A 15,756-nucleotide genomic window follows, 5' to 3' on the forward strand; every position below is an offset into this window, starting at 1 on the left:
ACAATAACGCAATTACCAACTGACTTTTGCTTCAAAGCCACCTTCCGGAGCGTTGCCGAACGAGGCTGACATTCCATGCAGTGTTGCGATACGACGGACAATCGACAGACCGAGACCGCTGCCGGTCACGCTTTGTCCCGGTGGACGATAAAAGCGTTCACCGATGTGTGTAAGTACCTCTGGCGCAACGCCAGGACCGTTATCTTTGACGCTGAAGTTACGGGCGTTGAGCGTCACTTCCACAATGCTCCCCTGCGGACTGTAGCGAATGGCATTATCCAGCAGATTTCGTACCATCAGGCTCAGCAACAGCGGCTGTCCTGTACGCGTGATATTGTGCGCGTTAATCTGCAAACGTACGTCAATGTGCGCCTGCTGGGCCGGGTGGTAGATATCCATCACCGCGGATTGCAGTAGCTCCTCCAGCGAGATTTCTGCCACATCCTGAAGATTATCGAGGGAGTCGAGGCGCGAAAGCGTCAGGAGCTGATCGACCAGTCGGGTGGCGCGTTCAATTCCCGCATGCAGCTGCACCAGCGCTTTTTCCCGCGTTTGCGGGTCGTCGTCTGACAGTTGCACCACTTCGGTTTGCACCTTCAGCGCGGTCAACGGACTGCGCAGCTCGTGAGCGGCGTCAGAGGTAAAGCGCCGTTCGCGGACCATCATAGAGTGGATGCGGGTAAACAGCTGATTAAGCGATTCAACCAGCGGGCGCACTTCGCTTGGCACACCTTTCGGGTCGAGCGGTTCTTCTGACTCCGGGGCGCGCCAGCGCAGAGCTTGCGCCAGTTTTTTTAGCGGCCTGAGTTCGCGACTCAGCATGACCACCAGGATCAGCAACATCAGCGGCAGCGCAACCAGCCACGGGGTTAACTGTGCGGTAAGGATCGACAGCGCCATATCCTCCCGGTATTCCCACTCCTGGCCCACCACAATGCGATATTTTCCATCAGCGGAATTCAGCCACAGGAAGCGCCAGGAATCGTTGTCGCCCCTGAGTTGGCCGTCGCTAAACCCCTCCCGGCTGTAGCTGTAGGGAATATCCTGGCCATTGTCGCCATCGTGTAGCACCATTTTGCCGTCGGTGGAGTAGATGGCGAACGCCAGTGCGTCGTCATCAATATGGCCATGTTTCAGTTTTTTTGGCGTGCGGGCCATATTGCTTGAGGTGGTGACATCGCTGATATCCAGCGTGCTAAGCCGCTTGGCGAACAGCATCAGCTGCGTATCAAACAGCTCATCGACATTATCGGTAGTCTGCCTCCAGGCCACAAAACTGGATACGGCCCAGGTTGCTGATGCCAGAATCAGAAAAATAAGCGTTAGCCTGACTCGCAGACTGAGGCGTTGTGTGAGTTTCATGCGCCACCCAGGGTATAGCCAATGCCATGCACGGTACGGATAAAGTCGCTGCCGAGCTTACGGCGTAAGTGATGGACGTGGACCTCAACCGCATTGCTGGAGACATTTTCGTCCCAGGTATACAGTTTTTCTTCAATCAGTTTGCGGGGCAGGACGCGACCTTTGTTGCGCATTAGCAGTTCCAGCAGCGCGAACTCTTTAGGTTTGAGTGACAAAGGTTCACCCGCCGCCGTGGCGACCAGCGCGCCGGGATCGAGCGTTACCTGGCCATGACACAATGTGTTGCTGGCCTGGCCGCTGGCACGACGTACCAGTGCCTCCAGTCTGGCGGCAACTTCGATCAGCGCAAAGGGTTTGCACAGATAGTCATCTGCGCCCAGGCGCAGGCCTTCAACGCGTTCTGCCAGTGCGTCGCGAGCGGTCAGAATCAGCACAGGCTCCTGCTTTCCGTTGGCTCGCCATTCGCGCAAAATGTCCCGTCCGTCTATGCCTGGCAGCGTCAGGTCGAGGATTACCGCATCATAAGGTGCGCTGTAGAGTGCTTCTTTCCCTTGGCGACCTTCGGTAAACCAGTCGATGCTGAAACCCATTTTACTCAGACCTGTTTTCAGACCATCGCCAATCAACGTGTCATCTTCGATCAGTAAAATACGCATATGTTCATCCCTGCGAACTCATTTGCAGTTAGTAAACCTGTGGCTACAGCCTCTGTACAGCAAAAAAAGTATCTTTTTTTGCCTTAAGAACTTGTTAAGGATTAACTTATTTAATAGTCGTAAACCAACATGAAAGGGAGACATGACGATGAAAAAATTAGCTGCAATGGTTGCCGTAATGGCACTGTGTTCCGCACCTGTTCTGGCAGCTCAGCAGGGCGGCTTCTCTGGGCCAACGACAACCACCACGCAGAGCCAAAACGGCGGATTTGTCGGCCCGAACGGTAGCAGCACGACGGTAGAAAGCGCCAAATCACTGCGTGATGACACCTGGGTTACCCTGCGCGGGAACATCGTTGAGCGTATTTCCGACGACCTGTACGTGTTTAAAGATGCGACCGGCACGGTGAATGTGGATATCGATCACAAGCGCTGGAACGGCGTAACCGTCACACCGCAGGATGTGGTTGAAATCCAGGGTGAAGTGGATAAAGACTGGAACTCCGTTGAAATCGACGTAAAACAGATTACCAAAGTTGCTAAGTAATCCCCATCAGGGCCGCATTCGCGGCCCTTTTCTTTGTGACTCAACACGCCAGATAGGGTAGTATCTGCGGCAATATTGCCCTTCAATAGAGGGGTACAAAGTTGAGGAACCACGATTAATGAGCGATATGGCAGAGCGCCTGGCGCTGCATGAATTCACGGAAAACGCCTATCTGAACTATTCCATGTACGTCATCATGGACAGGGCGTTGCCGTTTATTGGCGATGGTTTGAAACCCGTTCAGCGTCGCATCGTATACGCGATGTCCGAACTGGGGCTGAATGCCAGCGCCAAATTTAAAAAATCCGCCCGTACCGTCGGTGACGTGCTGGGTAAATACCATCCGCACGGCGACATCGCCTGCTATGAAGCGATGGTGCTGATGGCGCAGCCGTTCTCTTACCGTTACCCGCTGGTTGACGGGCAGGGGAACTGGGGGGCACCGGACGATCCGAAATCCTTCGCGGCGATGCGTTATACCGAATCACGCCTGTCTAAATATGCGGAAGTCCTGCTGGGCGAACTCGGTCAGGGAACGTCGGACTGGGTGCCAAACTTCGACGGCACCATGCAGGAGCCGAAGATGCTGCCTGCTCGTCTACCAAATATTCTGCTGAACGGCACGACCGGTATTGCCGTTGGTATGGCAACGGACATTCCGCCACATAACCTGCGTGAAGTGGCAAAAGCAGCGATTACCCTGATTGAGCAGCCGAAAACGACGCTGGATCAGTTGCTGGATATCGTGCAAGGGCCGGATTACCCGACCGAAGCGGAGATCATTACTTCGCGCGCGGAAATTCGTAAGATTTACGAAAACGGACGCGGCTCCGTACGTATGCGTGCGGTATGGACGAAAGAAGACGGCGCGGTGGTGATTTCCGCGCTGCCGCATCAGGTTTCCGGGGCAAAAGTGCTGGAGCAGATCGCTGCTCAAATGCGCAATAAAAAGCTGCCGATGGTAGACGACCTGCGCGACGAATCGGATCACGAAAACCCGACCCGTCTGGTGATTGTCCCGCGCTCTAATCGTGTGGATATGGAGCAGGTGATGAACCACCTGTTTGCCACTACCGATCTCGAAAAAAGCTACCGTATCAACCTGAACATGATCGGTCTTGATGGTCGTCCGGCGGTGAAAAACCTGCTGGAGATCCTCACCGAATGGCTGGCGTTCCGCCGCGATACCGTGCGTCGCCGCCTGAATTATCGTCTGGAAAAAGTGCTCAAGCGCCTGCACATCCTTGAAGGTTTGCTGGTGGCGTTCCTCAACATTGACGAAGTCATCGAAATTATTCGTCATGAAGATGAACCTAAGCCTGAGCTGATGTCGCGGTTTGGCATTTCTGAAACCCAGGCTGAATCCATCCTTGAGCTGAAATTGCGCCACCTTGCCAAACTCGAAGAAATGAAAATCCGCGGTGAGCAGGATGAGCTGGCGAAAGAGCGCGATCAGTTGCAGGCCATTCTGGCTTCCGAACGTAAAATGAGTAACCTGCTGAAGAAAGAGCTGCAGGCCGATGCAGACGCCTATGGCGACGATCGTCGTTCTCCGTTGCAGGAGCGCGAAGAAGCGAAGGCGATGAGCGAGCACGACATGCTGCCATCTGAGCCGGTGACCATTGTGTTGTCCCAGAGTGGCTGGGTGCGTAGCGCGAAAGGCCACGACATCGATGCGCCAGGATTAAGCTATAAAGCGGGCGACAGCTTTAAGTCGGCAGTGAAGGGTAAGAGCAACCAGCCGGTGGTGTTCGTGGACTCGACCGGACGCAGCTATGCCATCGACCCGATTACGCTGCCGTCGGCGCGCGGTCAGGGTGAACCGCTGACCGGGAAGCTCACGCTGCCGCCAGGCGCGACGGTTGAGCACATGCTGATGGAAGGCGACGATCAGAAACTGCTGATGGCCTCCGATGCGGGCTACGGTTTTGTCTGTACCTTCAATGACCTGGTCGCACGTAACCGTGCGGGTAAGGCGTTGATTACGCTGCCAGAAAATGCGCGCGTGATGCAGCCGGTGGTGATTGAAGATGAAACCGACATGCTACTGGCTATTACTCAGGCTGGCCGCATGTTGATGTTCCCGGTGAGCGATTTACCGCAGTTGTCGAAAGGCAAAGGGAACAAGATCATTAATATCCCTTCAGCAGAAGCGGCGAAAGGCGAGGATGGCCTGGCGCAACTTTACGTGCTGCCGCCGCAGAGCACGCTGACCATCCACGTCGGTAAGCGCAAAATCAAACTGCGTCCTGAAGAGTTGCAGAAAGTGACCGGAGAGCGCGGCCGTCGCGGCACGCTAATGCGTGGTCTGCAGCGTATCGACAGCATTGAGATTGACTCGCCTCGACGCGCCAGTCACGGCGACAGCGAAGAATAACGCTACCGTCCGGCTCTCCCTGTTAAAGCCCAGGGAGAGCCAACGTTAAAAATTCCCGTGAAACCGTTGTTTATTCGTGCGTTGCGATTAACAATACGCTTTTCCAGAGAGCCGCCCTTAACAAAGCCCTAACCTGATACCGCGTGATGAATCAGGTGACGTAAAATGCCAGGCTCTTAGGCCTTAGAGGTTGTTATGCTATATATTTTTCGTTTAATTATTACTGTTATTTACTGCGTTCTGGTCTGTATTTTCGGTTGCATATACTGTCTGTTCAGCCCACGAAATCCAAAACACGTTGCAACGTTCGGCCATATGTTTGGCCGCCTGGCTCCCCTTTATGGCCTGAAGGTCGAGTGCCGCATGCCGGCAGACGCGCAGAACTATGGTAATGCTATCTATATTTGTAACCATCAGAACAACTATGACATGGTTACCGCTGCGAATATCGTTCAGCCGCCGACGGTGACGGTAGGTAAAAAAAGCCTGCTGTGGATCCCTTTCTTCGGGCAGCTGTACTGGTTAACCGGTAACCTGTTGATTGACAGAAACAACCGCGCTAAAGCGCACAGCACCATTGCTGCCGTGGTGAATCATTTCAAAAAACGTCGCATTTCTATCTGGATGTTCCCTGAAGGGACGCGTAGCCGCGGTCGCGGTCTGCTGCCGTTTAAAACCGGCGCGTTCCATGCAGCGATTGCTGCTGGTGTCCCGGTCATTCCGGTGTGCGTTTCCACAACCTCGAACAAGATAAAACTCAATCGACTCAATAATGGTCTGGCAATTGTCGAGATGTTGCCACCGGTGGATATTAGCCACTTTGGGAAAGATCAGGTTCGTGAACTGGCAGCGCATTGCCGCACGCTGATGGAACAAAAAATCGCAGAACTCGATAAAGAAGTTGCTGAGCGGGAAGCCGCCGGTAAGGTTTAATCCGCGCAATTCGGGTTTTTTACAGGAAATGACTTCCTGCGTGTTAATAGCCAGTTTTTTATGGAGTTTATATGTCATTCAGTCGGCGTCAGTTCATTCAGGCATCGGGGATCGCACTGTGTGCAGGTGCTGTTCCGCTGAAGGCTAATGCTGCCGGTCAGCAACAACCGTTACCCGTGCCTCCGCTGCTGGAATCCCGCCGGGGGCAGCCGCTATTTATGACGCTGCAACGTGCGCACTGGTCCTTTACGCAAGGCACGCGCGCACCTGTCTGGGGAATTAACGGCCGCTACCTGGGACCGACAATTCGCGTCTGGAAAGGGGATGACGTCAAGCTTATCTACAGCAACCGTCTGACTGAAAATGTCTCGATGACCGTCGCCGGGTTACAGGTACCAGGTCCGCTGATGGGCGGCCCGGCGCGCATGATGTCCCCGAATGCTGACTGGGCGCCAGTGCTGCCGATTCGCCAGAATGCCGCCACGCTGTGGTATCACGCCAATACGCCAAATCGTACTGCTCAGCAGGTCTATAACGGCCTTGCCGGGATGTGGCTGGTTGAAGATGAAGTGAGTAAATCACTGTCTATTCCCAACCACTATGGCGTGGATGATTTTCCGGTCATTATCCAGGACAAGCGGCTGGACAACTTTGGCACGCCGGAATACAGCGAGCCCGGCAGCGGTGGCTTTGTCGGTGATACGCTGCTGGTCAATGGGGCGCAAAGCCCGTATGTCGAAGTCTCCCGCGGCTGGGTGCGCTTGCGTTTGCTGAACGCTTCAAACTCGCGTCGTTACCAACTGCAAATGAGCGATGGCCGTGCGCTGCATGTGATTTCCGGCGATCAGGGTTTTTTACCTGCGCCTGTTTCGGTGAAGCAGCTCTCGCTGGCGCCGGGCGAGCGTCGTGAGATCCTGGTGGATATGACGAACGGTAATGAGGTCTCTATCACCTGTGGTGAGGCGGCCAGTATTGTCGACAGGATCCGCGGGTTCTTTGAGCCTTCCAGTATTCTCATCTCCACGCTGGTGCTGACTCTGCGTCCAACGGGCCTTCTGCCGCTGGTGACCGATAGCCTGCCAATGCGCCTGCTGCCAACGGAAATCCTCAGCGGTTCGCCGATTCGCAGCCGTGATATCAGCCTGGACGACGATCCTGGCATCAACGGTCAGCTGTGGGACGTCAATCGTATGGATATTACTGCCCAGCAGGGCTCCTGGGAGCGCTGGACGGTGCGGGCGGATATGCCCCAGTCCTTCCATATTGAAGGTGTTTCGTTCCTGATCCGTAATGTGAATGGCGCGATGCCGTTCCCGGAAGACAGAGGCTGGAAAGATACTGTCTGGGTTGATGGCCAGGTTGAATTACTGGTTTATTACGGACAGCCTTCCTGGGCCCATTTCCCGTTCTACTTTAATAGCCAGACGCTGGAAATGGCGGATCGTGGCTCAATCGGACAGATGTTGGTGAACCCGGCGCCGTAATGCGCCGGGGTATTCGTTACGCCCGCCAGAACATGCGCGAGAACAGGATCAGAATGGGGTAAATCTCCAGACGCCCCATGATCATGGCCGCGCACATCAGTAGCTTTGCTTCCTCGTTTAAGGTGCCAAATGTCGTGGCGGTGACGCCAAATCCTAGCCCCATATTGTTGATGCAGGCGGCAACGGTGGCGAAAGAGGAGAAGAGATCGTAGCCCATCAGATTGAGCGCCCAGATAAAAAAGCTGGTGAACAAAACGTAGAGAAAGAAAAAGCTCCATACCGAACGCACCACCCGGTCGCTTACCACGCTATTGCCCACTTTGATGTTAAGCAGGGCACGGGGATGCGCGAGCTGGTGTAACTCCTGACGGCACTGCTTGAACATAATCAAAAAGCGCAGCACCTTAATTCCCCCGCAGGTCGATCCCACACAACCGCCGAAGAAACTGGCGCTGAGCAGCATGAAGATCGTGTGCGAAGGCCACTGCGCGTAATCCGCCGTCGACAGGCCATTATCTGTCAGCATCGAACTGGCCAGAAAAAAAGCATGCACCAGGCTGTCCGTTAATCCGTACATGCCTGCCCGCCAAACTTGCCAGGTGGCGATCAGAGTGACAACCAGAGCGATAAGCAAAAAGAAACGCAATTCGGCATTGCGACGAAAGGGTTTGAAGGTACGTTTCACGATAGCAACGTACCAGAGGGTGAAGTTAAACGCAGACAGCAGTGAAAATATCCCGGCGACAAGCTCAATGGCATGGCTGTTATAAAAGCCGATGCTCTCGCTGCGAGTGGAAAATCCGCCGAGAGAGACCGTCGACAGCCCGTGGCATAAGGCGTCGAAAAACGACATCCCGGCAGCCCAGTAGGCCAGAGTACAAATAAGACCCAGAATGACATAGGTCATCCACAGCGTGCGTGCAGTATCAGCAAGTCTTGGCGTGAGGCGTTCTTCTTTAAAAGGGCCCGGCATTTCAGACTGATACAGCTTCATGCCACCAATACCCAGCAGCGGCAATACCGCCACGGCGAGGACGATAACACCCAGACCGCCAATAAAATTGAGCTGAGCCCGATAGTACAGATACGACTTCGGCAAGACGCTGACGTCATCAATCACCGTTGCGCCTGTAGTGGTAATCCCAGAAACTCCTTCAAACAGGGCATCCGCAAAAGAGAGGTTTAAGCCATCGTCCATCCACATCGGCATCGCGCTGATAAACGAAAACAACAGCCAGAACAGGACGATAATGACGAAACCATCCCGGGTGCGCAGTTGAATCCCCGCATGTTTGGTTGCCAACCACGCCCCGCCGCCGAGGGTGAAGAAAGTCATAAACGTGCTGAAAAAGGCGAACAAGCTCCGCTCTTTGTTTAACAAAGCGATGAGCATCGGTGGCAGCATAGAAAAGCTGTAGAGAAGAACCAGAAATCCGCACAGGTGAACAACAACCCGTAACTGGGAAATATGCAGTGAATCATTGAGTCGCAATGAAAAATCCCCCGCCGAAAAAGAGTTATCTCAGCTGGCCGGCATGGTCTTAATTATGATTGATAAAAATGATCGTCGTAAAATTTAACAATTTATATAACTTTCTACTGGTCTGGTTCAGACTCCACTTCATTTCTTGCCGACATACAGCGTATAATCCTCGGCCTTTGATTATTTTTTTACCATTTTTGGAAGCATTATGAGCGCAATATCCCTGATCCAGCCGGACAGAGACCTTTTCTCCTGGCCGCAGTACTGGGCTGCCTGTTTTGGCCCGGCACCGTTTTTGCCGATGTCACGCGACGAAATGGACCAACTTGGCTGGGATAGCTGCGACATCATTCTGGTTACCGGCGATGCATACGTCGATCATCCCAGCTTTGGCATGGCAATTTGCGGACGTATGCTGGAAGCACAAGGCTTTCGCGTAGGGATTATCGCCCAGCCGGAGTGGAACAACAAAGACGATTTTATGCGTTTGGGTAAACCGAACCTGTTCTTTGGGGTGACCGCAGGCAACATGGACTCGATGATCAACCGCTACACCGCCGATCGCCGACTGCGCCATGACGATGCCTACACGCCTGACAACGTAGCAGGTAAACGCCCGGACCGTGCCACGCTGGTCTATACCCAGCGCTGTAAAGAAGCATGGAAAGACGTGCCGGTTATTCTCGGCGGCATTGAGGCCAGCCTGCGCCGTACCGCGCACTATGACTACTGGTCTGATACCGTTCGTCGCTCTGTTCTGGTGGATTCCAAAGCTGACATGCTAATGTTCGGCAACGGCGAACGTCCGCTGGTGGAAGTGGCGCATCGTCTGGCGATGGGTGAAACCATCGATCAGATCCGCGACGTGCGTAACACTGCGATTATGGTTAAAGAAGCGCTGCCGGGCTGGAGTGGGGTGGATTCCACGCGTCTCGACACGCCGGGCAAGATTGACCCGATCCCGCATCCGTATGGTGAAGATCTGCCGTGTGCTGACAACAAACCTGTGGCACCGAAAAAGCAGGAAGCGAAAGCGGTAACCGTACAGCCGCCGCGCCCGAAACCGTGGGAAAAAACCTACGTGCTGCTGCCGTCCTTCGAAAAAGTGAAGGGCGATAAAGTGCTGTATGCGCATGCGTCGCGTATCCTGCACCACGAAACCAACCCAGGCTGTGCGCGTGCGCTGATGCAAAAGCACGGCGATCGCTACATCTGGATCAACCCGCCAGCCATTCCGCTCTCTACCGAAGAGATGGATAGCGTCTTTGCGCTGCCGTACAAACGCGTGCCGCATCCGGCGTATGGCGACAGCCGCATTCCGGCCTATGAGATGATCCGTTTCTCGATCAACATTATGCGTGGCTGCTTTGGCGGCTGTTCGTTCTGTTCGATCACCGAGCACGAAGGTCGCATCATCCAGAGCCGCTCTGAAGACTCGATCATCAATGAAATCGAAGCCATTCGCGACACCGTTCCAGGCTTTACCGGCGTGATTTCCGACCTCGGCGGCCCAACGGCGAACATGTATATGCTGCGCTGTAAGTCACCGCGCGCGGAGCAAACTTGCCGTCGTCTGTCATGCGTCTATCCGGATATCTGTCCGCATATGGACACCAACCACGAACCGACGATTAACCTTTATCGTCGTGCGCGTGATTTGAAAGGCATTAAAAAGATCCTCATCGCTTCGGGCGTGCGTTACGACATCGCGGTTGAAGACCCGCGTTATATCAAAGAGCTGGCGACCCACCACGTTGGCGGCTACCTGAAGATTGCGCCAGAGCATACCGAAGAAGGCCCGCTGTCGAAGATGATGAAGCCGGGGATGGGCAGCTACGATCGCTTTAAGGAATTGTTCGATACCTACTCTAAGCAAGCGGGTAAAGAGCAGTACCTGATCCCGTACTTTATTTCCGCGCATCCGGGTACGCGTGACGAAGATATGGTGAATCTGGCGTTGTGGTTGAAGCAACGTCGTTTCCGTCTGGATCAGGTGCAGAACTTCTATCCATCGCCGTTGGCGAACTCCACAACCATGTATTACACCGGGAAAAACCCGCTGGGTAAAATTGGTTATAAGAGTGAAGACGTGGTGGTGCCGAAAGGTGATAAGCAGCGTCGTTTGCATAAAGCCCTGCTGCGTTACCACGATCCAGCCAACTGGCCGTTAATCCGCCAGGCGCTGGAAGATATGGGTAAAAAACATCTGATCGGCGGTCGTCGCGAATGTCTGGTCCCGGCGCCTACGCTGGAAGAGATGCGCGAAGCGCGTCGCCAAAACCGTCATACTCGCCCGGCATTGACCAAGCACACACCGGTGGCGCATCAGCGCCAGACGCCTGCCGCAAACAAAAAACGCGGGAAAGTGGCAGGGCGCTAATCTGCCTTGCCCGGTGGTGAAACGCTTATCAGGCCTACAAATAGCACGATTTTGTAGGCCGGATAAGGTGCTTGAACCGCCATCCGGCAGAGAGACTCAGTATTTATGCTTCACGAATTCTGGCCGCTAATGCGGCCAGTTTTGCATCATCCGCTCGTTCATGATCGTGTGACGAAAGATATCCTTCATACTGCTCGAAAAATTTGTTCTGCCGCGCTTCAATCGGTTTCCAGTGGGTTAGATCGCCAGTACCGTGCATGGGGCTTAATTTGCTGTGCACATGGTCTACGCCGAAACCTTCGAAGAACATCCCCGTACGACTGACATCCGGGAAAGCTTTATCCAGTTTCTTAGCCACTTTTTGGGTCGCCAGCATCAGATCAGCCAGTGCCTGCGGCGGCATATCGAAGGCATAGCTGGGATAATGCTTTTTCGGGATCACCACGGTGAAACCGTCGGTGTTCGGGAAAATCGACAGAAAAGCCAGATGATGCTCGTCTTCCCAGACCTTATGGCAGGGTGCTTTACCTTCAACTATTTGACAGAAAATACAGGTCATTCCTTTTCTCCGCAGGTAAGGTGATTCGTCAGGACGCAGTCAGTTTAGTACAGACCCAACACCTTCCACCACATCAGACCCACGGTGATAAACACCGCCTGGTTAAACAAGCTGATGATAAATCCTGTACGCCACCAGACGCCCGTTGGAACGTACCCGGCACCAAACAGGATTGGACCGCGAGCATGAGTGTACTGGGTGAGCGAGCAGTACAAACTGCTGGTGAAGGCCAGCATTAATGCCGTGGGGGCTGCGGGAATATTCAGATGCAGGCCGACACCAAGGAAAACGGCGTACAGCGCGGCAATCTGTGCATTACCGCTGGCAAAAAAGTAGTGGGTATAGAAGTAGGCAGCGTTCAGCAGCAGCAGGACGATCACCCAACTGGTACCGTGCATAGTACTGCTCAGGCTATCGCCGATCAGATTGCCAAACCAGGTGGTGAAGCCCAGTTTTTTCAGCTGGTTCGCCATCATCAACAGCGCGGCAAACCAAATCAGTGTGTCCCATGCGCCTTTCTCGCTCTTCACATCTTCCCAGCTCAGAACGCCGCTTAGCAATAAAATGGACAGTCCCACGAACGAGGCTGTGGTGGCGTCGACGCCTAACGTATCGCCAAAAATCCACAGCACCAGCAGTACGCCGACAGTAGCCAGCATCAGCCATTCGCCGCGAGACATACTGCCCATTTCCGCCAGCTCTTTGCGCGCCAGGTTAGGGGCATCCGGCGTGTGTTTAATTTCCGGGCGCACGATCCAGTAGACCAGCAGTGGAACCAGCAGTAATGACACAAGGCATGGCAGCAGAGCCGCCATAAACCAGCCGCCCCAGGTCAGCGTGACGCCCGCATTGGCCGCCAGTTTCACCGCCAACAGGTTGCCGGTATAGCCGGTCATAAAGAGCGCGGCGGTGACGTCGTTGACGTTGCCAATACAGGTGATAAGAAAGGTACCGATTTTACTGCGGGACTCATCTTCCGGGTTCGAATGGAAACTGCGTGCCAGAGAGTCAGCAATCGGATAGATGACGCCGCCGCAGCGTGCTGTATTACTCGGCATTGCCGGGGAGAGGATCAGATCGGCAAAAGCCAGACCATAGGCGAGTCCCAGCGTGCGCTTGCCGAGCAGACGGATCATCTGCAGCGCAATGCGTCGTCCGAGGCCGGTTTTGATAAACCCGCGGGCAATCATAAAAGCCACGACAATAAGCCAGATAAGTGAACTGTTCAGCTCACTCAGTGCCGTGGTGATAGCGCCGCTGGCGGTTTTATCCCCGGCAGCATAGGCGAGTGCAAAAACCGTAATCCCAATAATGCCGACCGCGCCGATGGGTAAAACTTTTGCCACGATAGAGGCAATAGTCGCGACGAAAATAATTGCTGAATGCCAGGCTGGCGCACTTAACCCGGAAGGTGGAGTAAGCTGCCACAGTCCGGCAGAAATGAATATTATAAGAATTAATGGGAGCCATTTGACTCCGCTACTTTTTTTCTCAGTCACGTTTACGCACCTATGGATATGGTGAATGTATTCATCAAATAAATATATTTATTTAATAATTAACAGGTTATGTTGCGTAATGCTGCTCCAGCGACTGCAAGAAATACATCAATATATGTGTGTGAATTGTTTCCTGATATTTCAAATCAGTAAAGGCCCGACGAGAGTGTCGGGCTGGAGGGAAGGGGTTAACCGCCGAACTGATCCGGGTCTGGCCCCAGACGTTTGCCCTGATCGAGTTTCGCGATTTCGCCTAATTCGTCTTTATCCAGGCGGAAGTCCCAGACGTTAAAGTTTTCTGCGATACGCGCAGGGGTGACCGATTTTGGAATCACCACCAGCCCGCTATCCAGGTGCCAGCGGATGACAATCTGCGCCGGTGATTTGCCATATTTCTCAGCGAGGTCACGGATGATCTTTTGATCAAAGACGTCTTTGCCGCCCTGCGCCAGCGGGCTCCAGGATTCGGTCTGGATTTTATGCGTTGCGTTCCAGGCGTGCAGTTGGCGCTGTTGCATAAGCGGATGAAGTTCGATCTGGTTAATCACCGGAGGTACGCCGGTTTCATCCATCAACCGCTGGAGATGATTGATCTGAAAGTTGCACACGCCGATGCTCTTAATCAGCCCTTCTTTTTGCAGGTCGATCATGTTTTCCCACGCTTCAACGTAGTGGTCGATCGCCGGAACCGGCCAGTGCATCAGGTATAGATCGAGGTAATCAAGCTGGAGTTTTTCCATGCTTTCGAGCAAGGCTTCCCGGGGGCGTTTTTGGTCATCATTCCACAGCTTGGTGGTGATGAATAACTCGTCCCGTGGTACGCCAGCATCGCGTATTGCTTTGCCGACACCTTCTTCGTTTTTGTACGCCGCAGCGGTATCAATTGAGCGATAGCCCACTTCCAGCGCTTTATGAATGGCGGTGATGACTTCTTCGTTGCTTGCCTTCCAGACCCCCAGGCCCAGTTGTGGCATGACGTTACCATCCTGTAGCTTGATAATGGTTGGACTGGTCATAATTCCCCCCCCCACACTTAATCCTTCAGGCTGCCTCTTTGTTGGCTGCTTGCGTTTACCCCGGTCACGTACTTATGTACGCTCCCTGGGATTCACTTAATTGCCGCCTCGATGCATCATGAATGATTGGGTGTAAATTGAGTTCACCGGGGCAGCCCCCGGTGAGTTAGGTGTGACTTAAGCCTGGTATAAATACCCAAAAACGAAAGGCGGAGGTTAAAAAACCTTAGCGGGCAGCTTCGTAAATCCGACGGCTGACTTCAAGCGTAATATCCTGATGTTCGCCCAGTTGCGTACCACCGTGTGCTTCCAGTTTTTCCAGCAATGCCGGGATGGAGCTACCGTCCAGGCCATAGTCAGACAGGCGAGTGGGTACGCCCATTTGTTCGAAGAAAGCGCGGGTAGCGGCAATGGCGGCGTCGATGCGCTGGTCGTCGGAACCTTCGGTGATATTCCAGATACGCTCTGCGTATTGCAGCAGTTTGGCACGCTTGGTATCACGTTTTTCATTCCACAGCGCTGGCAGAACGATGGCCAGCGTTTGAGCATGATCCAGACCGTGCATTGCGGTCAGTTCATGGCCCAGCATATGCGTTGCCCAGTCCTGCGGTACGCCTGCGCCAATCAGGCCGTTCAGCGCCTGGGTTGCCGCCCACATGACGTTCGCACGCACGTTGTAGTTTTCCGGCTCCTGCAAGGCTTTCGGACCTTCTTCTACCAGCGTGAGCAGAATGCCTTCGGCAAAGCGATCCTGAATTTTCCCGTCTACCGGATAAGTCACATACTGTTCCACGGTATGAACAAAAGCATCCACAACGCCGTTTGCAACCTGACGCGGCGGCAGGGTGTAGGTGTAAACCGGATCCAGAACGGCAAATACTGGCTGCACAAACGGGGTCATAAAGGCCAGTTTATCGCCGGTGGTTTTACGCGAAATTACCGCGCCGGAGTTAGATTCAGAGCCGGTTGCAGGCAGGGTTAATACGGAGCCCATCGGGATGGCGCTTGTTACGTCGTTGCCGTGGGTTTCCAGAATGCGCCATGGATCGATGCCATCAGCGTACTGTGCCGCTGCCGCGATGAATTTGGTGCCGTCCAGCACTGAACCGCCACCTACCGCCAGCAGAAACGTCACTTTCTCATCACGCACGATTTTTACTGCGTTCATCAGCGTTTCATAAGACGGGTTTGGCTCGATACCGCCAAACTCCAGCACATCCAGGCCTTTCAGCGCGTCCTGAACCTGCGCCAGGACGCCAGTTTTTTTCACGCTGCCGCCGCCGTAGGTAACCAGTACGCGAGCGTCCTGAGGAATTTGATCGCGCAGCTCAGCAATCGCGCCTTTACCAAACAAAATACGTGTTGGGGTATGGAGATTAAAGTTGTTCATTGCTCGTTCCCTTTGGTGGGTAATAAAAGAGGGCAGGTGAGTGTCTGCCGGATGATGAACATTGTGGTCG

At 53.9% G+C, this 15,756-nt stretch carries 12 protein-coding genes; 5 read left to right on the forward strand and 7 right to left on the reverse strand.

The window, feature by feature from the left end; all coding sequences use genetic code 11:
- Nucleotides 1-12: 12 nt before the first annotated feature.
- Together qseC and qseB are read right to left on the reverse strand one after the other, a co-directional pair.
- A complete protein-coding gene (gene qseC, locus LY264_RS03590; RefSeq protein ID WP_048225549.1) occupies nucleotides 13-1,362 on the reverse strand; it encodes a quorum sensing histidine kinase QseC in 1,350 nt (449 codons plus the stop codon).
- Nucleotides 1,359-2,018 carry a quorum sensing response regulator transcription factor QseB gene (gene qseB / locus LY264_RS03595; RefSeq protein ID WP_048225546.1) on the reverse strand — a complete coding sequence of 220 codons (660 nt, stop codon included), beginning with the start codon at nucleotides 2,016-2,018 and terminating at the stop codon, nucleotides 1,359-1,361. The genes qseC and qseB overlap by 4 nt, the downstream gene beginning before the upstream one ends.
- Nucleotides 2,019-2,166: 148 nt before the next feature.
- Here qseB and LY264_RS03600 point away from each other — a divergent pair, with 148 nt between their 5' ends.
- From LY264_RS03600 to ftsP, 4 genes are all read left to right on the forward strand, one after another.
- Nucleotides 2,167-2,565, forward strand: a complete 399-nt coding sequence (locus LY264_RS03600) for a YgiW/YdeI family stress tolerance OB fold protein (RefSeq protein ID WP_003024544.1) — start codon at nucleotides 2,167-2,169, stop codon at nucleotides 2,563-2,565.
- 118 nt (nucleotides 2,566-2,683) lie between these two features.
- The gene (gene parC / locus LY264_RS03605; RefSeq protein WP_048225544.1) at nucleotides 2,684-4,942 is read left to right on the forward strand and encodes a DNA topoisomerase IV subunit A; all 2,259 of its coding nucleotides are present in this window, start codon (nucleotides 2,684-2,686) and stop codon (nucleotides 4,940-4,942) included.
- Between the two features lie 195 nt (nucleotides 4,943-5,137).
- Nucleotides 5,138-5,875 carry a 1-acylglycerol-3-phosphate O-acyltransferase gene (gene plsC, locus LY264_RS03610; RefSeq protein WP_003024540.1) on the forward strand — a complete coding sequence of 246 codons (738 nt, stop codon included), beginning with the start codon at nucleotides 5,138-5,140 and terminating at the stop codon, nucleotides 5,873-5,875.
- A 71-nt stretch (nucleotides 5,876-5,946) separates the two neighbouring features.
- A complete protein-coding gene (gene ftsP, locus LY264_RS03615) occupies nucleotides 5,947-7,359 on the forward strand; it encodes a cell division protein FtsP (RefSeq protein WP_008785819.1) in 1,413 nt (470 codons plus the stop codon).
- A 16-nt stretch (nucleotides 7,360-7,375) separates the two neighbouring features.
- Here ftsP and LY264_RS03620 read toward each other — a convergent pair whose 3' ends face one another.
- The gene (locus LY264_RS03620) at nucleotides 7,376-8,851 is read right to left on the reverse strand and encodes a TrkH family potassium uptake protein (RefSeq protein WP_048225542.1); all 1,476 of its coding nucleotides are present in this window, start codon (nucleotides 8,849-8,851) and stop codon (nucleotides 7,376-7,378) included.
- 199 nt (nucleotides 8,852-9,050) lie between these two features.
- Between LY264_RS03620 and LY264_RS03625 the strand changes: the two genes are divergently transcribed.
- Nucleotides 9,051-11,222 carry a YgiQ family radical SAM protein gene (locus tag LY264_RS03625; RefSeq protein WP_003024532.1) on the forward strand — a complete coding sequence of 724 codons (2,172 nt, stop codon included), beginning with the start codon at nucleotides 9,051-9,053 and terminating at the stop codon, nucleotides 11,220-11,222.
- A gap of 103 nt (nucleotides 11,223-11,325) precedes the next feature.
- On the opposite strand, the gene LY264_RS03630 is transcribed toward LY264_RS03625, so the two are convergent.
- The 4 genes from LY264_RS03630 to yqhD form a co-directional block, all read right to left on the reverse strand.
- Nucleotides 11,326-11,781, reverse strand: coding sequence for an HIT family protein (locus tag LY264_RS03630; protein ID WP_008785817.1), 456 nt, complete (start codon nucleotides 11,779-11,781; stop codon nucleotides 11,326-11,328).
- Nucleotides 11,782-11,825: 44 nt separating this feature from the next.
- Entirely contained in the window at nucleotides 11,826-13,280 is a 1,455-nt protein-coding gene (locus LY264_RS03635; RefSeq protein ID WP_003828381.1) for a DASS family sodium-coupled anion symporter, read from the reverse strand.
- Nucleotides 13,281-13,468: 188 nt separating this feature from the next.
- A complete protein-coding gene (gene dkgA, locus LY264_RS03640) occupies nucleotides 13,469-14,296 on the reverse strand; it encodes a 2,5-didehydrogluconate reductase DkgA (RefSeq protein ID WP_032945014.1) in 828 nt (275 codons plus the stop codon).
- 226 nt (nucleotides 14,297-14,522) lie between these two features.
- Nucleotides 14,523-15,686 carry an alcohol dehydrogenase gene (gene yqhD, locus LY264_RS03645; RefSeq protein ID WP_048215537.1) on the reverse strand — a complete coding sequence of 388 codons (1,164 nt, stop codon included), beginning with the start codon at nucleotides 15,684-15,686 and terminating at the stop codon, nucleotides 14,523-14,525.
- Between the last annotated feature and the right edge of the window lie 70 nt (nucleotides 15,687-15,756).

It is taken from the genome of Citrobacter portucalensis, from assembly GCF_023374935.1.
GTDB lineage: Bacteria > Pseudomonadota > Gammaproteobacteria > Enterobacterales > Enterobacteriaceae > Citrobacter > Citrobacter portucalensis.